The organism is Microbacterium sp. OR21, from assembly GCF_047306785.1.
GTDB lineage: Bacteria > Actinomycetota > Actinomycetes > Actinomycetales > Microbacteriaceae > Microbacterium > Microbacterium esteraromaticum_E.
Window position 1 is genome coordinate 334,420 of sequence record NZ_JAZEXJ010000001.1, and the last position, 20,709, is coordinate 355,128.

General features: G+C 69.9%; 22 protein-coding genes. 15 read left to right on the forward strand and 7 right to left on the reverse strand.

All coding sequences use genetic code 11. From position 1 onward, the window contains the following. Window positions 1–35: 35 nt before the first annotated feature. On the forward strand, window positions 36–1,097 hold the full coding sequence (locus tag V2S04_RS01590) for a YeiH family protein (RefSeq protein ID WP_413636778.1): 1,062 nt from the start codon (window positions 36–38) through the stop codon (window positions 1,095–1,097). Here V2S04_RS01590 and V2S04_RS01595 read toward each other — a convergent pair. Further along, on the reverse strand, window positions 1,066–1,671 hold the full coding sequence (locus V2S04_RS01595) for a TetR/AcrR family transcriptional regulator (protein ID WP_413636779.1): 606 nt from the start codon (window positions 1,669–1,671) through the stop codon (window positions 1,066–1,068). The genes V2S04_RS01590 and V2S04_RS01595 overlap by 32 nt on opposite strands. 73 nt (window positions 1,672–1,744) lie before the next feature. Between V2S04_RS01595 and V2S04_RS01600 the strand changes: the two genes are divergently transcribed. Next, window positions 1,745–2,317, forward strand: coding sequence for a dihydrofolate reductase family protein (locus V2S04_RS01600; protein ID WP_413636780.1), 573 nt, complete (start codon window positions 1,745–1,747; stop codon window positions 2,315–2,317). Between the two features lie 54 nt (window positions 2,318–2,371). Here the strand turns inward: V2S04_RS01600 and V2S04_RS01605 are convergent, their stop codons facing one another. Further along, window positions 2,372–2,956 carry a hypothetical protein gene (locus V2S04_RS01605; RefSeq protein WP_413636781.1) on the reverse strand — a complete coding sequence of 195 codons (585 nt, stop codon included), beginning with the start codon at window positions 2,954–2,956 and terminating at the stop codon, window positions 2,372–2,374. Between the two features lie 94 nt (window positions 2,957–3,050). Here V2S04_RS01605 and V2S04_RS01610 point away from each other — a divergent pair, with 94 nt between their 5' ends. Next, a complete protein-coding gene (locus V2S04_RS01610) occupies window positions 3,051–4,229 on the forward strand; it encodes a glycosyltransferase (protein ID WP_413636782.1) in 1,179 nt (392 codons plus the stop codon). Window positions 4,230–4,278: 49 nt separating this feature from the next. Here the strand turns inward: V2S04_RS01610 and allB are convergent, their stop codons facing one another. Then, entirely contained in the window at window positions 4,279–5,676 is a 1,398-nt protein-coding gene (gene allB, locus V2S04_RS01615) for an allantoinase AllB (protein WP_413636783.1), read from the reverse strand. A 213-nt stretch (window positions 5,677–5,889) separates the two neighbouring features. On the opposite strand from allB, the gene bcp reads away from it, so the two are divergent. From bcp to pucL, 4 genes are all read left to right on the forward strand, one after another. Then, the gene (gene bcp, locus V2S04_RS01620; protein ID WP_413636784.1) at window positions 5,890–6,357 is read left to right on the forward strand and encodes a thioredoxin-dependent thiol peroxidase; all 468 of its coding nucleotides are present in this window, start codon (window positions 5,890–5,892) and stop codon (window positions 6,355–6,357) included. Window positions 6,358–6,536: 179 nt separating this feature from the next. Continuing rightward, a complete protein-coding gene (gene uraD, locus V2S04_RS01625; protein ID WP_413636785.1) occupies window positions 6,537–7,025 on the forward strand; it encodes a 2-oxo-4-hydroxy-4-carboxy-5-ureidoimidazoline decarboxylase in 489 nt (162 codons plus the stop codon). 11 nt (window positions 7,026–7,036) lie between these two features. Further along, on the forward strand, window positions 7,037–7,378 hold the full coding sequence (uraH, locus tag V2S04_RS01630) for a hydroxyisourate hydrolase (RefSeq protein ID WP_071641973.1): 342 nt from the start codon (window positions 7,037–7,039) through the stop codon (window positions 7,376–7,378). Between the two features lie 9 nt (window positions 7,379–7,387). Beyond that, window positions 7,388–8,281 carry a factor-independent urate hydroxylase gene (gene pucL / locus V2S04_RS01635; protein WP_413636786.1) on the forward strand — a complete coding sequence of 298 codons (894 nt, stop codon included), beginning with the start codon at window positions 7,388–7,390 and terminating at the stop codon, window positions 8,279–8,281. Window positions 8,282–8,318: 37 nt separating this feature from the next. On the opposite strand, the gene V2S04_RS01640 is transcribed toward pucL, so the two are convergent. Together V2S04_RS01640 and V2S04_RS01645 are read right to left on the reverse strand one after the other, a co-directional pair. Next, window positions 8,319–9,068 (reverse strand): SDR family oxidoreductase, encoded by a 750-nt coding sequence (locus tag V2S04_RS01640; RefSeq protein WP_413636787.1) that lies wholly within the window; start codon window positions 9,066–9,068, stop codon window positions 8,319–8,321. 25 nt (window positions 9,069–9,093) lie between these two features. Next, on the reverse strand, window positions 9,094–9,861 hold the full coding sequence (locus tag V2S04_RS01645; RefSeq protein ID WP_413636788.1) for an IclR family transcriptional regulator: 768 nt from the start codon (window positions 9,859–9,861) through the stop codon (window positions 9,094–9,096). Between the two features lie 193 nt (window positions 9,862–10,054). Between V2S04_RS01645 and V2S04_RS01650 the strand changes: the two genes are divergently transcribed. From V2S04_RS01650 to V2S04_RS01680, 7 genes are all read left to right on the forward strand, one after another. Next, a complete protein-coding gene (locus tag V2S04_RS01650) occupies window positions 10,055–11,452 on the forward strand; it encodes an NAD-dependent malic enzyme (RefSeq protein WP_413636789.1) in 1,398 nt (465 codons plus the stop codon). A gap of 5 nt (window positions 11,453–11,457) precedes the next feature. Continuing rightward, a complete protein-coding gene (locus V2S04_RS01655; protein WP_413636790.1) occupies window positions 11,458–12,723 on the forward strand; it encodes a DUF6986 family protein in 1,266 nt (421 codons plus the stop codon). Further along, window positions 12,720–13,532, forward strand: coding sequence for a bifunctional allantoicase/(S)-ureidoglycine aminohydrolase (locus tag V2S04_RS01660; RefSeq protein WP_413637275.1), 813 nt, complete (start codon window positions 12,720–12,722; stop codon window positions 13,530–13,532). Before V2S04_RS01655 ends, V2S04_RS01660 begins: the two co-directional genes overlap by 4 nt. A gap of 168 nt (window positions 13,533–13,700) precedes the next feature. After that, a complete protein-coding gene (locus V2S04_RS01665; RefSeq protein ID WP_413636791.1) occupies window positions 13,701–14,486 on the forward strand; it encodes a hydroxypyruvate isomerase family protein in 786 nt (261 codons plus the stop codon). 28 nt (window positions 14,487–14,514) lie between these two features. After that, complete coding sequence (locus V2S04_RS01670) at window positions 14,515–15,393, forward strand: 2-hydroxy-3-oxopropionate reductase (RefSeq protein ID WP_413636792.1); 879 nt, start codon at window positions 14,515–14,517, stop codon at window positions 15,391–15,393. Window positions 15,394–15,420: 27 nt separating this feature from the next. After that, window positions 15,421–17,208 carry a glyoxylate carboligase gene (gene gcl, locus V2S04_RS01675; protein WP_413636793.1) on the forward strand — a complete coding sequence of 596 codons (1,788 nt, stop codon included), beginning with the start codon at window positions 15,421–15,423 and terminating at the stop codon, window positions 17,206–17,208. A 5-nt stretch (window positions 17,209–17,213) separates the two neighbouring features. After that, window positions 17,214–18,344, forward strand: coding sequence for a glycerate kinase (locus tag V2S04_RS01680; RefSeq protein WP_413636794.1), 1,131 nt, complete (start codon window positions 17,214–17,216; stop codon window positions 18,342–18,344). A 74-nt stretch (window positions 18,345–18,418) separates the two neighbouring features. Here the strand turns inward: V2S04_RS01680 and V2S04_RS01685 are convergent, their stop codons facing one another. Both V2S04_RS01685 and V2S04_RS01690 read right to left on the reverse strand, forming a co-directional pair. Next, window positions 18,419–18,565, reverse strand: a complete 147-nt coding sequence (locus tag V2S04_RS01685; protein WP_413636795.1) for a hypothetical protein — start codon at window positions 18,563–18,565, stop codon at window positions 18,419–18,421. Between the two features lie 126 nt (window positions 18,566–18,691). After that, window positions 18,692–19,405 (reverse strand): NRDE family protein, encoded by a 714-nt coding sequence (locus V2S04_RS01690; RefSeq protein WP_413636796.1) that lies wholly within the window; start codon window positions 19,403–19,405, stop codon window positions 18,692–18,694. Window positions 19,406–19,484: 79 nt separating this feature from the next. Here V2S04_RS01690 and coaBC point away from each other — a divergent pair, with 79 nt between their 5' ends. After that, window positions 19,485–20,699, forward strand: a complete 1,215-nt coding sequence (coaBC, locus tag V2S04_RS01695; RefSeq protein ID WP_413636797.1) for a bifunctional phosphopantothenoylcysteine decarboxylase/phosphopantothenate--cysteine ligase CoaBC — start codon at window positions 19,485–19,487, stop codon at window positions 20,697–20,699. The last annotated feature ends 10 nt before the right edge of the window (window positions 20,700–20,709 follow it).

Below are 20,709 nucleotides of genomic sequence, written 5' to 3' on the forward strand. Positions count from 1 at the left end.
TACTGCCCGTTGCGGACGCTGCGAAGACTGAAGACATGCCGCGTCCCGCCCTCGCCTCCCGACCGCAGTCACCCGACACGAAGACTCCCCGCCGAGCTCCGCTCACGTGGCTCGGCGTGCTTCCGGGCCTGCTGCTCTGCGCCACGATCGCGGCGGTCGCCACCGTCATCGGCCACCTCGTCCCCGTGCTCGGTGCGGCCATACCGGCGGTGCTGATCGGCGTGATCGTCGCCGTCGTGCGCCGCCCGTCGGGTCGGCTCGCCGGTGGTGTGCGGTTCGCGAGCTCCCGGGTGCTGCAGTGCGCGGTCGTGCTGCTCGGCGCCGGGCTGTCGATCGACTCGGTGCTGCGCGTCGGCGCGCGCTCGGCGCCGGTCATGCTGCTCTCGCTCGCGGTATGCGTGCTGGCGGCCTGGTGGCTCGGTCGTGCGCTGCGCATCGACGCCGGGCTGGTCACGCTCATCGGCGTGGGCACCGCCATCTGCGGCGCCTCGGCCATCGCCGCCGTCTCGCCGGTGATCCGCGCGAAGAGCTCGCAGGTCGCGTACGCCGTCTCGACCATCTTCCTGTTCAACATTCTCGCGATCGGCGCGTTCCCGCTGATCGGGCACCTGCTCGGCATGTCACCGCAGGCGTTCGGGCTGTTCGCCGGCACGGCGGTGAACGACACCAGCTCGGTGGTCGCCGCCGCCACCGTCTACGGCGCCGCGGCCCTGGAGTTCGCCGTGGTGGTCAAGCTCGTGCGGACGCTGATGATCATCCCGGTCAGCGTGGGCCTCGCGTTCCTGCAGGCCCGCCGGGGGCAGGAGCGCAGCGGCTTCTCGCTCGGCCGTCTGGTGCGGCTGGTGCCGTGGTTCCTGGTCGGCTTCGTGGTGCTCGCGCTGGTGAACTCCGCGGGCGCCATCCCGCCGGCCGTTGCCGAGGTGCTGAGCGGCGTCAGCGGCTTCCTCGTGGCGATCGCATTGGCCGGCATCGGCCTGTCGACCGATCTGACGGCGATCCGCAGCGCGGGCTGGCGTCCGCTGGCGCTGGGCGGCATGCTCTCCGTGCTCGTCGCCGCGACCACGCTCACGTCGATGGCGTTCGCCGGCTGCCTGTGACGCGGGTGCCGTCGATCAGGCCCTCGACGAGCGCGTCGACGATCTCGTCGGTGCCGGTCTCCGGGTCGAGCGACGAGGTGAGCCGGTCGAAGACCAGACCCTCGATCGCGTAGTGGAACAGCGCGATCTCGCGACGCCCCCCTGGCAGCCCTGCGGCCTCGTTGAACGCCACGTCCGCGTCGAACGCGGCACGCTGCCAGTCGCGGAACGCGGGCATCAACTCCGGCCGGCGGGCCACCTCGAGTCGCAGCTCGAACAGCGCCAGCGTGACCTCGCGGTGGGTGATGAGGCGTCGAACGATGTCCCGCACGTAATCGGCGAAGAGCTCGCGCGTCGGCGGTGCGGACTCACGCGCGGCGAGATCCTCGGCGGTGGGCGCGAGACGGATGCCGATCCGCTCGACGAGTCCGGCGATGAGCAGCTCCCGGCTGCGGAAGTAGTTCGACGTGGTTCCGAGCGGCACCCCCGCCTCGGCGTCGATCGCCCGGTGGGTGAGCCCGCGCGAGCCCTCCCTGGCGAGCACGGTGATCCCGGCATCCGCCAGCGCACTGCGCCGCGCATCGTTCTTCGCCATGGGATGACCCTAGCGCAAGCACTGCAGCTGTTGTAGTCTGCCAACCACTGCACCTGTTGTGATCGGAGCACCGATGCGAGAACTCACCTACTTCGTCGCCGTCTCGATCGACGGCTTCATCGCCGGCCCGGGCGGAGAGCACGACCGGTTCCTCGCGGAGGGCGACCATATGGCGTTCATCGCGGAGAGGTATCGCGGCACCGTGCCGACCGCCTTCGCCGATCACGTCGGCGTGCCGAGCGACGACGGCCCCTTCGACACGGTGCTGATGGGCTGGAACACCTACGCGATCGGCCTGCCCCACGTGCCGAATCCCTACTCGCACCTGCGGCAGATCGTCTTCACGCGCGCGCACGATGCGCCGGAGGGGGCGGAGGACGTCCAGTTCACCGACCGTGATCCGATCGAGGTCGTCCGCGCGCTCAAGAGCGAGCCGGGCTCCGGCATCTGGCTGTGCGGAGGCGGGGCGCTCGCCGCGCGACTGGCCGGCGAGATCGACCGCCTCGTGCTGAAGGTGAGCCCCGTGCTGCTCGGCGACGGCATCCGGCTGTTCGGCGATCACCCCTACGCGCCGCGCGCGATAATCCCGCGTGCGGCCGCCCGGTTCGACTCCGGCGTCGTGATCTCGGAGTACGCGCCGGCCTGACACGCGCTGGTCAGCCGGGTCTCGATTCCGCGCCGCTCAGACGGGCCGCGCAGCTCAGGCCGGCGGCAGACGCAGCACGTCACCCGCGCCGCCGGGGATGTCATCGGCGATGCGGATGCTTCGGGCGAGGTCGTCGAGGGCGCTCTCGAGGGTGCCGAACCGCTCGCGATCGCTGCACACCGCGGTGAGGGTGATGAGGTGCGTCCCCGTGTCCCAGGTGTAGGTCGCCGACGACGGGGATGCCGGATCGGACGGCATGGGCATCATGAGCTTCTCGCCCTGGCCGAGCGCGGTGCGGAAGTCCTCGGTGTCGTCGTACTCCATCGGCATCATCGCGCGCGCCGTGCGCAGCTGCGGGGTGAGCGCCTGCACAGTCGCCATCGCCACCACGAGCTCCGGCTCGGCCTTCCACGTCCAGGCCAGCACCCGTCCGTCAGCCTTGCGCATCGCGAACGGGATCGCCTGGCTCGCCAGCCAGCTGCCGAACCGCGCGCCGGGCATCGTCTCTCGGCCGAGACCCGTGCCGGCCTGCGCCATGAGCATCCGGATGGCGGCCTTCCGGTGCCGACGGCCGGTGAAGCCCAGCGACCCGGTGACGGGGATCCACAGGGTGCGGTCGGCAGACGAGATCAGACGCATGACACCACGGTACGCGGCCCGCCTCCCCGGCGGGCACAGTCCCCTCGGGTAGAGTGACGGGCGCCCAGAGCTAGAGATAGGCAGCAGACTTCCCGTGACCTCCGGACGCCCCCTGAAGATCCTCATCGGCTGCGACACGTTCGCCCCCGACATCAACGGTGCCGCTCGCTTCGCCGAGCGGCTCGCCGCCGGCCTCGTGCAGCGCGGCCACGACGTGCACGTCGTGGCGCCCAACACCGCCTACCGGCACTCGCCCGCGCACACCGAGGTGATCGAGGGCGAGCCCATGACGATGCACCGGCTGCCGGCCCTGCGCTGGCTGCCGCACGACTGGGTGCGCTTCGTGTGGCCGTGGCGCTCGAAGCACTGGGCGCGCAAGGTGCTCGACGAGGTGCAGCCCGACATCGTGCACATCCAGTCGCACATCATCATCGGCCGCGGACTCACGCGCATCGCCCACCAGCGCGGCATCCCCGTCGTCGCGACGAACCACGTCATGGCCGAGAACATCCTCGACCACACCACGATGCCGAAGTTCATCGACGACATCGTGCTGCGCCTCGCCTGGGCCGACGCCAAGCGCACCTTCGACATGACACGGGCGGTGACCACGCCCACCCGCAAGGCCGCCGACTTCCTCGAGCGCACGATCGACACGCAGGGAGTCGTGCCGATCAGCTGCGGAATCGACCGGCGCAACTACACCCCGGTGATCGCCCCGCGCGAGAAGAACCGGATCCTCTTCGTCGGCCGGCTCACCGGCGAGAAGCAGGTCGACGTGGTGCTGCGCGCCGTGCAGCGGCTCGACCCGGCGCTCGACGTGCACTTCGACATCGCCGGCGGGGGAGACCAACGCAAGGCGCTGGAGTCTCTGACCGCCCAGCTCGGCATCGCCGACCGGGTCACCTTCCACGGCCTCGTGACGGACGAGCAGCTGCGGGAGCTCTACTCGCGCTCGTCGGTGTTCGCGATCGCGTCGATCGCCGAGCTGCAGTCGATCGTGACGATGGAGGCCATGGCATCCGCCCTGCCCGTCGTCGGAGCCAACGCCGTCGCCCTGCCCCACCTCGTGCACGACGGCGAGAACGGGCACCTGTTCGAGCCGGGGAACGTCGACGACCTCGCCGACAAGCTGACCCGGGTGCTGACCGCCTCGCCCGCCGAGTACGAGCGGATGCAGCGCGCCTCGCTCGACGGCGTCGCCGTGCACGACATCAATCGCACGCTCGACACGTTCGAGGCGCTCTACCGCGACGAGCCGCTGCCCGCCTGACGCGTCGTCAGGCCGGCAGCGGCTCGTCGGCGGGCGCCGTGAGCGCCCGTCAGGCGTTCGCCATCCCGCGGCGAAGCAGACGACCGCGCGGGTTCTCGAAGTCGATGACCTCGCCGTGCAGCCACGTGCGGCGCACGACACCGGCGAGAGCCCTGCCCTGGTACGGCGTGATCGGGTTCTTGTGGTGCAGCTTCGTGACGTCGACCACGTAGGCGTCATCGGCGGCGAAGACCGAGAAGTCGGCGTCGTACCCCGGAGCGATGCGGCCCTTGCCGGTGAGCCCGGCGAACTGTGCCGGGCGTTCGCTCATCCAGGCGACGACCTGCTCGAGCGACAGGCCGCGCCGGCGCGCCTCGGTCCAGATCAGCGACAGGCCGAGCTGCAGCGAGGCGACGCCGCCCCAGGCCACGCCGAAGTCCCCGTTCTCGAGGTCCTTCAGATCGAGGGTCGAGGGGGAGTGGTCCGACACGATGAAGTCGATCGTGCCGTCCTCCAGGCCCTGCCAGAGCAGCTCGCGGTTTCCGGCCTCGCGGATCGGCGGGCAGCACTTGAACGCCGTCGCGCCCAGCGGGATCTCCTCGCTGACCAGGGTCAGGTAGTGCGGGCAGGTCTCGACCGTGATCTTCAGACCGTCGTGCTTCGCCGTGCGCAGCATCGCCAGGGCGTCGGACGACGACAGGTGCAGGATGTGCGCGCGGGCGTCGGTCCAGCGGGCGCGCTCGATGACCTCGGCGATCGCGAGGTTCTCGGCGCCGCGGGGGCGGGATGCCAGGAACTTGGAGTAATCGTCGCCGTCGGGCTGAGGGGCGCGGTCGATGGCACGCGAGTCCTCGGCGTGCACGATCATGACCGAGTCGAAGGTGGCGAGCTCGCGCATGTCCTTCTCGAGCTCGTCGGGGTCGAGTGGCGGGAACTCGTCGACGCCGGAGTGCAGCAGGAAGCTCTTGAAGCCGAATACGCCCGCGTCGTGCAGGGGGCGGAGGTCGGCGGTGTTGCCCGGGATCGCACCACCCCAGAAGCCCACGTCGACGTGGGTCTGCCCGCGTGCGGCGTTGCGCTTGATCTCGAGCGCCTCGACGTTCACCGTCGGCGGGATGCTGTTCAGTGGCATGTCGACGATCGTGGTGACGCCGCCGGCGGCCGCGGCGCGCGTGGCCGACGCGAAGCCCTCCCATTCGGTGCGGCCGGGCTCGTTGACGTGCACGTGCGTGTCGACCAGGCCGGGGATCAGGGTCTCGTCCTCGGCGAGCTCGATGATCTCCTCGCCGTCGAGGTTGTTGCCGAGTGGCTGCATCGCGACGATCACGCCGCCGCGCACGCCCACCTCGCGCGGGCGGATGCCGGAGCTGGTGAGGACGCGCTCGCCGCGGATCACGAGGTCGTATCGCTCGCCCGTCGGGTCGAGCGAGACACGTGCGGATTCCTGGTGCTCGCCGTCGTGTGGCATCCCCGCCATCCCTTCGTAATGCTTTCATAATGCGAGAGCAAGATTTCGCACTACAGGATCTCACCATGCCGACGAAACGCTGTCAACACCGAGCGAGTGTAGCCCCGGCAGGGGCTGACAGGGCCTCAGCGCCTGCTGACAGACGGTCGTCGTCGGGTTAGAGTTCTCGCGCCGCAGAAACCCGATCCCGGATCCCAACCGAACGGAGTCATCATGACCGACAAGCTCACCCCCGGCGTCACCGCACCCGACTTCGCCCTCGTCGACGCCGAGGGTCGCACCATCGCGCTCTCGGACTACCGCGGCCGCAACGTGGTCGTCTACTTCTACCCGAAGGCGGCCACCCCCGGCTGCACGACCGAGGCGTGCGACTTCCGCGACAGCCTCTCGGCGCTCGACGCCGCCGGCTACGCGGTCATCGGCGTCTCGCCCGACTCGATCGACGAGATCCGCTCGTTCGCCGAGGCGGAGCACCTCACCTTCCCGCTGCTCGCCGACAGCGACGCCGCCGTCGCCAAGGCGTGGGGCGTCTGGGGTGAGAAGACGGTGGGCGAGCGCACCTTCGACGGCGTGATCCGCTCGACCTTCGTGCTCGACGGCGACGGTATCGTGCAGCGGGCAGAATATGGTGTGGATGCAGAGGGTCACGTCGCGCGCTTGCGCGCCGAGCTCGGAGTCTGACTCCACGATGCGAAAGGGTCGCCGGCGAGGTTGACAAACGGAACCGGCGGCCCGCAGAATACTTGCAGATGCTGAAATAACAGTTCCGGCATACGGAAGTAACCTTCTCGTGAAGACTCCGTCAGGGGTTTCCGTATAGCCTTCGCGCCGGATGCCAGCATTCCGCTTGAGGATCGAAGATGCTGCTCGAGGACTTCAACTCGGCTCCCCGTGAAGAAGCCGTCGCCGTCGTGAAGCCGGCACTGGACATCGCCCGCTGGATCGACGCGATCGTCGACGGCCGACCCTACCAGAGCGTCGATCAGGTCGCGGCTGCGGCTGCGACGGCCGCCGCCCCGCTCACCGAGGTCGAGATCGACGGCGCACTCGCGCATCACCCGCGCATCGGCGAGAAGCCGCAGGGCGACACCGCCGAAGCCGCGCACTCGCGCCGCGAGCAGCCCGGTGTCAACGCTGACGCCGCCGCCAAGCTGGCCGCCGGCAACAAGGCCTACGAAGAGAAGTTCGACCGCGTGTACCTCGTGCGTGCGGCCGGACGATCCGCCGAGGAGATCCTCGCCCTGCTGCAGCAGCGACTGGGCAACACCCCCGAACAGGAGCTCGCCGTCGTCGATCAGCAGCTGCGTGAGATCGCAGCGCTGCGTCTGGCAGCAGCCCTCGAGAGCTGAAGGAGCGCAGCATGAGCGTTTCCCACGTGACCACCCACATCCTGGACACCTCGATCGGACGCCCCGCGCCCGACGTCGCCGTCGCACTCGAAGCCCGTCAGGGCGACGAGTGGGTCGGGATCGGTTCAGGATCCACAGATGCTGACGGGCGGGTGAAAGAACTGGGCCCTTCGCTGTTGGAGAGCGGTGCATACCGACTCCGGTTCGACACGGCGGCCTACTTCGCCGGCATCGACACGGACACCTTCTTCCCGGAGGTGGTGTTGACCTTCCAGGTCGACGCTGAGCAGGCGCACTACCACGTGCCGCTGCTGCTCAGCCCGTTCGCCTATTCCACTTACCGAGGAAGCTGAGTTGAGATCATGACCAACATCATTCTGGGCAAGAACCAGTACGGCAAGGCCGAGGTGCGCGTCGTCCGCGTGACGCGCGACACCGACCGCCACGAGATCGAGGACCTCAACGTCACCTCGCAGCTGCGTGGAGACCTCGACAGCGCCCACTTCGAGGGCAACAACGAGCACGTCGTCCCGACCGACACTCAGAAGAACACGGTCTACGCCTTCGCCAAGGACGGCATCGGCAGCCCCGAGGAGTTCCTGCTGCGTCTCGGCCGCCACTTCACCGGCGAGTTCGACTGGATCACCGGCGGTCGCTGGGAGGCCGAGCAGTACACCTGGCAGCGCATCCAGGGCGACAGCGGCGAGCACGACCACTCGTTCGTCCGCGGCGGCACCGAGACCCGCACCTCGGTCGTGCAGATCGACGGCGACGACACGGTCGTCATCGCGGGTCTGCAGGATCTCAAGGTGCTGAAGTCGACGCAGAGCGGCTTCGTCGGATACCCGAAGGACAAGTACACGACCCTGGCCGAGACCGAGGACCGCATCCTCGCCACCTCGGTGACCGCCAAGTGGCGGTACAACCGCAACGACATCGACTTCAACGAGGTCTTCGCGGACGTGCGCCGTCTGCTGCTCGCGGGCTTCTCGCGCAACTACTCGTACGCTCTGCAGCACACGCTGAAGGAGATGGCCGAGGCCGTTCTCGAGGCGCACCCCGAGATCGACGAGATCCGCTTCTCGACCCCGAACAGCCACCACTTCGTGGTCGACCTGTCGCCGTTCGGCCTCGAGAACCCCAACGAGGTGTTCTACGCGGCCGACCGCCCCTACGGCCTGATCGAGGCATCGTTCCTCCGTCAGGGCGCCGACACCGACCACTGGTCGTGGGACGGCATCGCCGGCTTCTGCTGATCCGCACCGGATGCCGTTCGGCCGGCTGCTGACCCCGTCAGCCCCTGCCGCCGAACGGCATCCCCGCCGCGGCGACGGTGAGAGAGGCGATGTTCGCCTCGGCGGGCAGCTGCGCCATGAAGAGCACGGCGCGCGCTGCATCGGCCACGTCGAAGGTCGGCTCGACCAGGCGCGAGCCGTCGGGCTGCAGGGCGCCGGATCCCACCCCGATCTCCGACATGATCCGCGTCGCCGCGTTGCCGATGTCGATCTGGCCGCAGCTGATGCCGTGCGGGCGCCCGTCCAGGTCGATGGATCTCGTCAGGCCGGTGATCGCGTGCTTGCTCACCGCATACGCGACCGAGAGGGGCCGCGGCACCTGCGCCGAGATCGACCCGTTGTTGATGATGCGCCCGCCTTGCGGCCGCTGTGCCCTCATCGTGCGCATCGCCGCGCCGGCGCACAGCAGCGCGCCGGTCACATTGACGTCGATCGTCTTCTGCCAGTCGACCGGATCGATATCCGCGGCGGATGCTGCGGGGCCGAAGACGCCGGCGTTGTTGAACAGCACGTCCACGCGACCCCACTCGGCCACCACGCGCTGGAACAGCGCGTCGACCTCCGCGGGGACGGTGACGTCGGTGGGCACGACCAGGGCATCCGGATGCCCGGCAGCGGTCTGCTGCAGGGCATCCGCCCGCCGACCCGCCAGAGCGACCCGGAAGCCCGCCTCCAGCATGACCTCCGTCACGGCCCGCCCGATCCCGGATCCCGCACCGGTGACCACCGCGATGCGTGCACTCGCCATCAGAATGCTCCCGCCCGCGCCGAGGTCAGGATGCCAGCTCGGCGCTGATCGCCTCGGCGGCCGTGCGCAGCAGGGGCACCGCGCGCTCGCCGAAGGCCTCGTCGACCCGCGAGACCGGACCCGACACCGACACGGCGGTGGGCGTCGGGGCGTCGGGCACGGCCATCGAGAAGCAGCGCACGCCGATCTCCTGCTCCTGGTCGTCGATCGCGTAGCCGCGCTCGCGGATGCGGTCGAGCTCGGCGATGAGCTCATCGACGTCGCCGATGCTGAACTCGGTGGGTGTGGGCATCCCGGCGCGCGTGACGATGCCGCGCACGGTGTCGTCCGGCAGCTGCGCGAGGATCGCCTTGCCCACGCCGGTGTCGTGGGTGTGGGCGCGGCGGCCGACCTCGGTGAACATGCGCATCGAGTGCGACGAGGGAACCTGGGCGACGTACACGATCATGTCGCCATCGAGCACCGCCATGTTGGCGCTCTCGCCGAGCTGGTCGACGAGGCCCGTCAGCTGCGGTCGCGCCAGGGCGCCGAACTGGCGCGACGCGCCCTCGCCGATGCGGATCAGGCGCGGCCCGAGCGCGTAGCGGCGGTTGGGCAGCTGTCGCGCATAGCCGAGAGACACCAGGGTGCGCAGCAGCCGGTGGATGGTCGGCAGCGGCAGGTCGGTCGACGACGCGAGCTCGCTGAGGGTGACGTCGCCGCCGGCGTCGGTGACTAGCTCGAGCAGCTCGAACACCCGCTCGACGGACTGCACACCTGATCCGCTGCCGCGCGGCGTCTTGCTTTCGACCATGAGGTCCTCCTAGGTACCCGACGATTCCATCATGCGAGAAGTGCGAGCGAAAACCCTGCGTGACCATCATCGTTGATTGCAACGAACTTTCGTAAGTCAGACAGTAGTGTCCACGATGCGAAAGAGCGACCAAGTCCACACGCACACGTGAGCCGGCGCCGATGCGCCCGGCGCACCTCAGGGAAGAGGAAACATGGCCAACCCCGGTCCCGGCAACTCGATCACACTGCGCATCGACGCTCCCTCCAACTTCAGCGTCACCAGCGAGCTCGCCGCAGCCGCGGCATCCGCCGGCGCCGCCATCACCGCGCTCGACGTCGTCGAGTCGCATCCCACGTCCATCGTCGTCGACCTCACCTGCAACACGATCGACGACGAGCACGCCACCCGGATCCGCGACGCCGTGCAGGCGCTCGACGGCGTGCACGTGCGCCAGGTCAGCGACCGCACCTTCCTCATGCACCTCGGCGGCAAGCTCGAGGTCGTGCCCAGCGTTCCACTGCGCAACCGCGACGACCTGTCGCGTGCCTACACCCCCGGTGTCGCCCGCGTGTGCATGGCCATCGCCGAGGACAAGAGCAAGGCGCGCAACCTCACGGTCAAGCGCAACACCGTCGCCGTCGTCACCGACGGCACCGCCGTGCTCGGTCTCGGCGACATCGGACCCGAGGCCGCACTGCCGGTGATGGAGGGCAAGGCCGCGCTGTTCAAGCAGTTCGCCAACGTCGACGCGTGGCCCGTCTGCCTCGACACCAAGGACACCGAGGAGATCATCAAGATCGTGAAGGCGATCGCTCCCGTCTACGGCGGCGTCAACCTCGAGGACATCGCGGCTCCGCGCTGCTTCGAGATCGAGGCCCGCCTGCGCGAAGAGCTCGACATCCCCGTCTTCCACGACGACCAGCACGGCACCGCCATCGTCACCCTCGCCGCCCTCGTGAACGCTCTGAAGGTCGTCGGGAAGAAGATCGAAGACGTGCGCATCGTGCTCTCGGGCGTGGGCGCCGCGGGCAACGCGATCGCGCAGCTGCTGCTCGAGCAGGGCGCGACCGACATCGTGGCCTGCGGTCGCAACGGCGCCATCAACCGCGACGAGGAGTACACCGACGCGCACCGCGTCGAGCTCGCGGCGAACACCAACCCGCGCAACTTCACGGGCACCCTCAAGGAGGCCATCGTCGGCGCAGACGTGTTCATCGGCGTCAGCGCCCCGAACGTGCTCGACGAGAACGACATCGCCGCCATGGCCGACGACGCGATCGTCTTCGCGATGGCCAACCCGACCCCGGAGATCGACCCGGTCGTGGCTTCCAAGCACGCCGCGGTCGTCGCCACCGGCCGCAGCGACTTCCCCAACCAGATCAACAACGTGCTGGCCTTCCCCGGCTTCTTCCGCGGTCTCCTCGACGCGGGCGTGTCCGACATCACCCCGCCTATGCTGGTCGCAGCCGCCGAGGCGATCGCCGCCCGCGTCGACGACGAGGAGCGCAACGCGAGCTTCATCATCCCCAGCGTCTTCGACCCCGAGGTCGCAGGAGCCGTGGCCGAGGCGATCGTCCGGGTCGTCAAGGCCGGCGCAGAGAAGGAGTGACGAGGGTGTCAGCCAACACATCGCTGCGCGAAGACGACTTCGCAGACATCGACGCGCGCCTGGCGCAGACCGACGCCCTGCTCTCGAACTCGTACCCGGGTGACGACGGCAGCCGCCAGCCGGTGCACACGCTCTACGTGCCGGCCGATCGCTTCGATCCGGCGCTGCCGGCGCGCTTCGGCGCCGACGCGATCGCGGCCGTCGAGGCGGCCGGCGGCATGGCCGCGCTCGCCGAGTCGGTCGGGCTCGGCCATCTCGCCGGTGAGCTCGCGCCGCTGGTGGATGCCAAGCTGCGCCGCGAACCCATCGAGGACCTGCGTCTCGACTTCGAGGACGGCTATGGCACCCGCGGCGACGACGAGGAGGACGCCGCGGCGATCCTCGCCGCCGAGCGCGTCGCGGAGGCCGTCGCCGCCGGCACCGCGACGCCGTTCATCGGCATCCGGTTCAAGTGCTTCGAGGCGCCGACGCGCCACCGCGGCATCCGCACCCTCGACCGCTTCGTCACCACCCTCGCGGCGGCGGGCCCGCTGCCCGACGGGCTGATCCTCACCCTACCCAAGGTGACCACCGTGGCCCAGGTCGAGGCGATGGTCGCGCTGTGCGAGCGCTTCGAGGACCGTCTGGGCCTCGCGGCCGGACGCCTGCGCTTCGAGGTGCAGATGGAGACGCCTCAGCTCATCGTCGCCGCCGACGGCAGCATCCCCATCGCGACGCTGCTGCACCGCTCCGAGGGGCGCGTGTCCGCACTGCACTACGGCACCTACGACTACAGCGCGTCGCTGCAGATCGCCGCGGCCTACCAGTCGATGGAGCACCCGGCGGCCGACTACGCCAAGCAGGTCATGCAGGTCGCCGTCGCCGAGACCGGCGTGCGCCTGTCCGACGGGTCGACGAATGTCATCCCGCTGGGCGAGAGGGCGCAGGATGCCTGGAAGCTGCACGCCCGCCTGGTGCGGCGCTCGCTCGAGCGAGGCTACTACCAGGGCTGGGATCTGCACGCCAACCAGCTGCCGACCCGGTACCTCGCGACGTACGCGTTCTACCGCGAGGGCTTCGAGGCCGCCGCGCGCCGGCTCGACAACTACCTGCACGGCAGCGACGCGACGATCATGGACGAGCCCGCCACGGCGCGCGCCCTCGCCCGCTTCGTCGTGCGGGGACTGGAGTGCGGCGCGCTCACCGAAGACGAGGTGCGCTCGTCGACCGGCGCCTCGCCCGCCGAGCTCACCCGGCTCGCACATCCCAAACTCGCCACCAAGGAGGCCTGATGTCCTACTACACCCCGACCGGCGGTCTGCCGCCGCAGACCGACCTGCTCACCGACCGCGCGATCGTCAAGCTCGCCTACACGGTGATCCCGAAGGGCGTGCTGCGCGACATCGTCACGAGCAGCCTGCCCGGGTTCAGCAAGACCCGCGCGTGGATCATCGCCAAGCCCACCCCGAGCTCGGCGCAGACCTTCTCGCAGCTGATCGTGGAGATCTCGCCCGGCGGCGAGGCCGCCAAGCCCGAGCCCGAGGCGGGCGTCGAGGGCGTCATCTTCGTCACCACCGGCAAGCTCACGCTCACCCTCGAGGGCGAGACGCACGTGCTCGAAGAGGGCGGCTACGCGTTCCTCGCCCCGGGTGCGAGCTGGTCGCTGAAGAACGAGGGCGACGAGATCACCAGCTTCCACTGGATCCGCAAGGCCTACGAGTGGCTCGAGGGCGTCGACGCGCCGGCCTCGTTCGTCACCCGTGACCAGGACATCGAGCCGACCCCCATGGTCGGCACCGACGCGTGGCTGACCACCCGCTTCGCCGACTCGAGCGACATGGCGCACGACATGCAGGTGAACATCGTCACCTTCAAGCCGGGCGGCTCCATCCCCTTCGCCGAGACGCACGTCATGGAGCACGGCCTGTTCGTGCTCGAGGGCAAGGCGGTCTACCACCTGAACGGCGACTGGGTCGAGGTAGAGGCGGGCGACTACATGCTCCTTCGCGCCTTCTGCCCGCAGGCCTGCTACGCCGGTGGCCCCGGCGACTTCCGGTACCTGCTGTACAAGGACATGAACCGTCAGATCAAGCTCACCTGAGCTCGCTCACCGAGAACGCACCCGTCGGATGTCCGGCGGGTGCGTTTCCCTTTCCAGCGGGTTCCGGATGCTGGAATACCGGCCGCTCTTCGTTGACACCATCTCAGCCCCGGCCTAACCTTTCATCACTAGGAACTTTTATTCCGTTATACGAAATCAAGGACGATCATGAGCTACACCGTCAACGCCTCGATCCTGCTGACCGACCTCCCCGTCAACGAGCGTCCCGCCGCGGCCAAGGCCGCCGGCTTCGACGCCGTCGAGTTCTGGTGGCCCTTCTCCTCGGCCGTGCCCGCGCAGCAGGACGTCGACGGATTCGTCGCCGCCATCCGGGACGCCGGCGTGCAGCTCACCGGCCTCAACTTCTTCGCCGGTGACATGGCCGGCGGCGACCGCGGGCTCGTCTCGTGGGTCGGGCGCGAGGGCGAGTTCCGCGACAACGTCGAGGTCGTCGTCGGCATCGGCGAGCGCACCGGCACCAAGGCGTTCAACGCGCTCTACGGTCTGCGCCAGGACGGCGTCGACGCGAAGACCCAGGACGACCTCGCCGTCGAGAACCTCGCCATCGCCGGCAAGGCGGTGGCCCGCATCGGCGGCATCGTCCTGCTCGAGCCCGTCTCGGGTGCCGACGCGTATCCGCTGAAGACGGCCGATGACGCCCTCGCGATCATCGCCCGCGTCGAGGACGAGCACGGCGTCGACAACGTCAAGCTGCTCGCCGACTTCTACCACCTCGCCGTCAACGGCGACGACGTGGCCGCGGTCATCGCCGACCACGCGGGCGAGTTCGGTCACATCCAGATCGCCGACGCCCCCGGCCGCGGCGAACCGGGCACCGGAGAGCTGCCCATCACCGAATGGATCGACGCGGCGCGCGCCGGCGGCTACGACGGCGTCATCGGCCTCGAGTACAAGGCCACCCAGGCAGACCCGTTCGCCTGGACCAAGAACTGACATCCCACTTCCGCGAAGGAGCGACGACATGACCAACATCACCATCATCGGTCTCGGCATCATGGGCCTTCCCATGGCGAAGAACCTCGTCAAGGCCGGGTACACCGTCACCGGCGTCAACCGCAGCCCCGAGCCCGTCGAGAAGCTCGTCGAGGCCGGCGGCAAGGGAGCGGCGAGCATCGCCGAGGGCGTCAAGGACGCCGACGTCATCATCACGATGGTTCCCGACTCCCCGGATGTCGAGGGTGTCGTCCGCGGCGAAGAGGGCGTCTTCGCCAACGCCAAGCCCGGCGCGCTGTGGATCGACAACTCGTCGATCCGCCCCGACGTCGCCAAGGAGCTGGCCGAAGAAGCCGTCGCCGCAGGATTCGGCGCCGTCGACGCGCCCGTCTCGGGTGGCGAGCAGGGCGCGATCGATGGAGTGCTGTCGATCATGACCGGCGGCTCGCCCGAGGACTTCGCCAAGGCCGAGCCCATCCTGCAGGCCATCGGCAAGACCATCGTGCACGTCGGCCCCGCCGGTGCCGGTCAGACGGTGAAGGCCGCCAACCAGCTCATCGTGGCCGTCAACATCCAGGCGCTCAGCGAGGCGATCGTCTTCCTCGAGGCGTACGGCGTCGACACCGACGCGGCCCTCAAGGTGCTCGGCGGAGGTCTCGCCGGGTCCAAGGTCCTCGACCAGAAGGGGCAGAAGATGCTCGACCGCGACTTCGCCCCCGGCTTCCGCCTGGCCCTGCACAACAAGGACCTCGGCATCGTCACCGCGGCCGCCCGCGGTGCCGGCGTGGCCGTGCCCCTCGGCTCGGCTGTCGCCCAGCTCGTCACCTCGCTCGTCGCCCGCGGCGACGGAGGCCTCGACCACTCCGGCCTCTTCAAGCTCACCGCTGAGCTCTCGGGCCGCGACTGAAACCTCTTCTACGAAGGAACCGACATCATGACCCGCATGCGTGCAGTGGACGCCATCGTCCAGATCCTGATCAAGGAGGGCGCCGACGAGGCGTTCGGCCTGCCGGGAGCCGCCATCAACCCCCTGTACTCCGCGATGCGCGCCAACGGCGGCATCCGGCACACCCTCGCCCGCCACGTCGAGGGCGCCTCGCACATGGCCGACGGCTACAGCCGCACCGGTGACGGCCGCGTCGGCGTCTGCCTCGGCACCTCGGGCCCGGCCGGCACTGACATGATCACCGGTCTGTACGCGGCCATCGCCGACAGCATCCCGATGCTGTGCATCACCGGCCAGGCTCCGGTGGCGAAGCTCGACAAGGAGGACTTCCAGGCCGTCGACATCGCGTCGATCGCGAAGCCGGTGACCAAGTTCGCCAAGACGGTGCTCGAGGGCGCCCAGGTGCCCGGCGTCTTCCAGAGCGCGTTCCAGATCATGCGCTCCGGCCGCCCCGGTCCGGTGCTGATCGACCTCCCGTTCGACGTGCAGATGACCGAGATCGAGTTCGACATCGACACCTACGAGCCGCTGCCGGTCGCGAAGCCCGCGGCCACGGCCGCGCAGGCCGAGAAGGTGCTCGACATGCTGACCTCGTCGAAGCACCCGGTGATCGTCGCCGGTGGAGGCATCGTCAACTCCGGCGCCTCCGACAAGCTCGTCGAGCTCGCCGAGACCCTCGGCGTCCCTGTTGTCCCCACTCTTATGGGCTGGGGTGCCATCGCCGACGACCACCCACTGGCCGCAGGCCTGGTCGGCATCCAGACCTCGCAGCGCTACGGCAACGCGAGCTTCCTCGAGAGCGACTTCGTGCTCGGCATCGGCAATCGCTGGGCGAACCGCCACACCGGTGGCCTCGACACGTACCGCAAGGGCCGCACCTTCGTGCACGTCGACATCGAGCCGACGCAGATCGGCCGCGTGTTCGCGCCCGACTACGGCGTGGTCTCCGACGCCGGCGCGTTCATCGACGCGCTGCTCGCCGCCGCCCGCGACCGCGTGGCCGAGCTGCCCGACTACACCCCGTGGGCCCAGGAGTGCCGCGACCGCAAGGCGCGCCTGCAGCGCAAGACGAACTTCGACGACGTGCCCATGAAGCCGCACCGCGTCTACCAGGAGATGCTCACGGCCTTCGACCGCGACACCACCTTCGTCACCACGATCGGCCTGTCGCAGATCGCCGGCGCGCAGCTGCTGCACGTCTACGGCCCGCGCAAGTGGATCAACGCCGGCCAGGCCGGACCCCTCGGCTGGACCGGACCCGCCGCCCTCGGCGTCGTGCGCGGCAAGCCGGGCGAGCAGGTCGTCGCGCTCTCGGGCGACTACGACTTCCAGTTCATGATCGAAGAGCTCGCCGTGGGCGCGCAGCACAAGCTGCCGTACATCCACGTCGTGGTCAACAACAGCTACCTGGGCCTGATCCGTCAGTCGCAGCGCGGCTTCGAGATGGACTACGAGGTCTCGCTGGCCTTCGACAACATCAACACCCCGAACGACCCGAACAGCGTCGCCACCGGCTACGGCGTCGACCACGTTAAGGTCGCCGAGGGCCTGGGCTGCAAGGCGATCCGCGTCGAGCGTCCCGAAGAGCTCGCCGCCGGCTTCGCCGAGGCGGCTCGCCTGCGCGACGAGTTCCAGGTGCCCGTGGTTGTCGAGGTCATCCTCGAGCGCGTCACGAACATCGCGATGGGTGCCGACCTCGACACCATGAACGAGTTCGAGGACCTCGCGTCGTCGCCCGCCGATGCACCTGAGGCGATCTACGCTCTGCTTGACTGATCGACATGCGCATCCTCATCGCCTCTGACAAGTTCAAGGGCTCGGCAACGGGCTCCGAGGTGGCGGCGGCTCTCGCCGACGGCATCCGGGAGATCATCCCGGATGCCGTCGTTGACGCGGCTCCCGTCGCCGACGGCGGCGAGGGGACGGTCGACGCGGCCGTCGCGAGCGGATTCACCCCGGTGACGGTCTCGGTGACCGGACCGACCGGTCGAGCGGTGGATGCCACCTTCGCCGTCCGTGGCGAGCAGGCCATCATCGAGATGGCCGCGGCGAGCGGGCTCGACGTGCTTCCCGACGGCGAGAAGGCCGCGCTGGAGGCGACCAGCCGCGGCACCGGCGAGCTGATCGCGGCCGCCCTCGATCAGGGCGCCACCTCGATCGTGCTCGGCGTGGGTGGCAGCGCCTGCACCGACGGCGGGGCCGGCATGCTGCAGGCCCTGGGCGTCGCGCTGCGCACCGAGGACCGACCGGTCCGCCCTGGCGGCGCCGGTCTGGTCGACCTGGTCTCGGCCGACATCTCGGGTCTGGACCCGCGGCTCGCCGGAGTCAGCTTCGTGCTGGCCGCCGACGTCGACAATCCTCTCCTGGGCGACCGGGGGGCCGCTGCGGTGTTCGCGCCGCAGAAGGGGGCGAGCGCCGACGATGTCGCCGTCCTCGAGGCGGGCCTCCAGCGCCTGGCAGAACTCGTCGACGCGCTGCCCGGCGTGCGCCCCTCAGCGGCAGCTCCGGGAGCAGGAGCGGCGGGCGGTGTCGGATACGCCGCGCTCGCCGTGCTCGGCGCCGTGCGCGAGCCCGGCATCGACGTCATCCAGCGCCTGACCGGACTGGAGTCGCGGATCGCCGACGCCGACCTCGTCATCACCGGCGAGGGCAGCCTCGACGACCAGAGCCTGGGCGGCAAGACGCCGCTGGGTGTCTCGGCTGCGGCGAAGCGGGCCGGCAAGCCCGTCGTCGCCGTGTGCGGTCGCACGACGCTGGATGCCTCGCAGGCCGCGTCCGCGGGCTTCGCGAAGGTGTACGCGCTGAGCGACATCGAGCCCGAGCCGGCGAAGAGCATGGCCAACGCGGTGCCCCTGCTGCGCGGCGTCGGACGCACGATCGCCGCCGACATCCCCGAGCTCACCGCGCGCTGATTCACGCAGCACGACGAAAGAGGGGATCGGACCGCCGGTGGGCGGAGCCGATCCCCTCTTCTCGCGCTGTGTCCTCAGGCCGCCTTTGGGAAGAGGATGCGGAATGCGCGGACGAAGCCGTTGCCCTCGTCGGCAGGCAGGTGGAAGTCGGGGTCGATGTTGACCGACGGATTCTCTGCGGACGGGACGTATCCGTGCGCCTCGCTTGCGTGTGCGTTCATGTCCCTCTCCGTTCCCTGATTCCATAAAGTGGAATAATCGTCTTGCTCTATGAAAAGAGTAGGGGGAGGCGCGGCGAGGAGTCAATACCCCTTCCACATCTGTGACCGCAGGTTGCAGCGGGCCGGTCAGCCCCAGCGCCCGGGGCGCGCGAGCACGCGTGAGCGCAGGTCGACCGCGCCGGGGGAGACCTCGGCGGTGCAGAACAGCAGCGACATGGTCGGGTAGCCGTGCACACGGTTGTCGCGCACGATCGCCCTGTCGTCCTCGGGGGAGAGGGCGGCGCTCTCGCCCAGCACGCTCACCCAGCCGTTGACCCACGCCTCCGCCGGACCCTCGCCCGCTCGTTCGGGCATCGCGGCCGCGAAGTGCGGCAGCCAGGCCTCGATCCGTGCGGTGCGCGGATCGTCGAGATCGTCGTGCGCGATCATATGCACGCCCTCCGGCACCGAGGACTCACGCAGCTCGGTGCCGTCCCACGACAACACGCGCGAGCCGTCCGGCGTCACCTCGAGCAGGTTGAAGCCGTGCATCGGCAGCGGCCCGTCGGGAGACCGGCCCGCGACCGACTCCAGCGCGAGCGATCCGCGCGAGCGCACCGCGTCGTCCGGAAGGTCGAGCACGTCGGCCCGGTTCAGCAGCACCGCGAGTCGACCCGACGCGGGGTCGGCGGCGAGCCACGCGCCCCCTGCTCGACGGTCGCGGATGCCGATCACGCCCGGGTGCGAGTCCGGCCACCACTCGCCCAGGTCGTCCCAGGGGCGCTGCGGATCCTCGTCGCGCACGGCGAGCAGCCGCGCGCTCCCGCCGGGGGCGGCGACATCGATCACGACGGTGCACACGAGCCCGAGTCTAGGCGCACCCCGCCCCGTGGGCTCCGGAGCGACCCGCCTCACGGGGTCGTGGGGCAGAATCGAACGCGTGAACATCGTCGTCGCCGTCACCGGCGGGATCGCCGCGTACAAGAGCGTGCACCTGGTGCGCCTGCTGATCAAGGCGGGCCACGAGGTCACCGTCGTCCCCACCGAAGACGCGCTGCGGTTCGTCGGGCTGCCCACCTGGGAGGCGATCAGCCGGCGGCCGGTCACCACGAGCGTGCACGAGGACGTCGCGCAGGTGCGCCACGTAGCCCTCGGCCAGGCGGCAGAGCTCGTCATCGTCGCCCCGGCCACCGCCAACACCATCGCGAAGATGGCGGCGGGCCTGGCCGACGACCTGCTCGGCACCACGCTGCTCGCCACGACGGCACCGGTGGCGATCGCCCCCGCCATGCACACCGAGATGTGGCTGCACCCGGCGACCCGGGCGAACATCGCCACCCTGCGCGAGCGCGGCGTCGCGATCCTCGGGCCCGATGACGGTGAGCTGACCGGTGGCGACTCGGGGCCGGGGCGGATGCTCGAACCCGAGCAGATCGTCGCTCAGGCACTCGGCCTGCTCGCAGCGGACGAGCAGCGCGACCTCGATGGTCTGCGGGTCGCCGTCTCGGCGGGCGGCACCAGGGAGCCGCTCGACCCGGTGCGCTTCCTCGGCAACCGCTCCAGCGGCCGCCAGGGCACAGCGCTGGCGCTCGCGGCGGCCGATCGCGGTGCCGAGGTGGTGCTCGTCGCCGCGCACGTCGACGGTGCGGTGCTGGCCGAGGCCGAGCAGCATCCGCTCATCCGCGTCGAGCACGTCGGCACCGCAGCCGAGCTCGGCGACGCCATGCGCCGCGCGTCGGAGGACGCCGCCGTGATCGTGATGGCCGCCGCGGTCGCCGACTACCGGCCCGCCGATGTGTCCGAGCGCAAGCTCACCAAGGACGCCGGACCGCTCGAGAGCATCGAGCTGGTGCAGAACGAGGACATCGTCGCCCATCTGGCGGCGCGACGGCATCCGGGTCAGGTCGTGGTGGCCTTCGCCGCCGAGACGCCGGACGACGCCGACGACCTTCTCGAGCGCGCGCGGCGCAAGCGCGAGCGCAAGGGCGTCGACCTGCTCGTGGTGAACGAGGTCGGGTGGGAGCGCGGGTTCGAGTCGGGCGAGAACGCCGTGCACGTGATCGGCGAGGGCGGGGCTGTCGTCGCCCGGGCATCCGGATCGAAGCGCGCCGTCGCCGACGACGTGTGGGACGTCATCGCCGACGTCCTCGACTGATGTGCGGCGG

Excerpts from the sequence above, each read along its gene's own strand:
- V2S04_RS01590 (WP_413636778.1), top strand. The coding sequence starts at position 36 with ATGCCGCGTCCCGCCCTCGCCTCCCGACCGCAGTCACCCGACACGAAG.
- V2S04_RS01595 (WP_413636779.1), bottom strand. The coding sequence starts at position 1,671 with ATGGCGAAGAACGATGCGCGGCGCAGTGCGCTGGCGGATGCCGGGATC.
- V2S04_RS01600 (WP_413636780.1), top strand. The coding sequence starts at position 1,745 with ATGCGAGAACTCACCTACTTCGTCGCCGTCTCGATCGACGGCTTCATC.
- V2S04_RS01605 (WP_413636781.1), bottom strand. The coding sequence starts at position 2,956 with ATGCGTCTGATCTCGTCTGCCGACCGCACCCTGTGGATCCCCGTCACC.
- allB (WP_413636783.1), bottom strand. The coding sequence starts at position 5,676 with ATGCCACACGACGGCGAGCACCAGGAATCCGCACGTGTCTCGCTCGAC.
- bcp (WP_413636784.1), top strand. The coding sequence starts at position 5,890 with ATGACCGACAAGCTCACCCCCGGCGTCACCGCACCCGACTTCGCCCTC.
- uraD (WP_413636785.1), top strand. The coding sequence starts at position 6,537 with ATGCTGCTCGAGGACTTCAACTCGGCTCCCCGTGAAGAAGCCGTCGCC.
- uraH (WP_071641973.1), top strand. The coding sequence starts at position 7,037 with ATGAGCGTTTCCCACGTGACCACCCACATCCTGGACACCTCGATCGGA.
- pucL (WP_413636786.1), top strand. The coding sequence starts at position 7,388 with ATGACCAACATCATTCTGGGCAAGAACCAGTACGGCAAGGCCGAGGTG.
- V2S04_RS01640 (WP_413636787.1), bottom strand. The coding sequence starts at position 9,068 with ATGGCGAGTGCACGCATCGCGGTGGTCACCGGTGCGGGATCCGGGATC.
- V2S04_RS01645 (WP_413636788.1), bottom strand. The coding sequence starts at position 9,861 with ATGGTCGAAAGCAAGACGCCGCGCGGCAGCGGATCAGGTGTGCAGTCC.
- V2S04_RS01650 (WP_413636789.1), top strand. The coding sequence starts at position 10,055 with ATGGCCAACCCCGGTCCCGGCAACTCGATCACACTGCGCATCGACGCT.
- V2S04_RS01665 (WP_413636791.1), top strand. The coding sequence starts at position 13,701 with ATGAGCTACACCGTCAACGCCTCGATCCTGCTGACCGACCTCCCCGTC.
- V2S04_RS01670 (WP_413636792.1), top strand. The coding sequence starts at position 14,515 with ATGACCAACATCACCATCATCGGTCTCGGCATCATGGGCCTTCCCATG.
- gcl (WP_413636793.1), top strand. The coding sequence starts at position 15,421 with ATGACCCGCATGCGTGCAGTGGACGCCATCGTCCAGATCCTGATCAAG.
- V2S04_RS01680 (WP_413636794.1), top strand. The coding sequence starts at position 17,214 with ATGCGCATCCTCATCGCCTCTGACAAGTTCAAGGGCTCGGCAACGGGC.
- V2S04_RS01685 (WP_413636795.1), bottom strand. The coding sequence starts at position 18,565 with ATGAACGCACACGCAAGCGAGGCGCACGGATACGTCCCGTCCGCAGAG.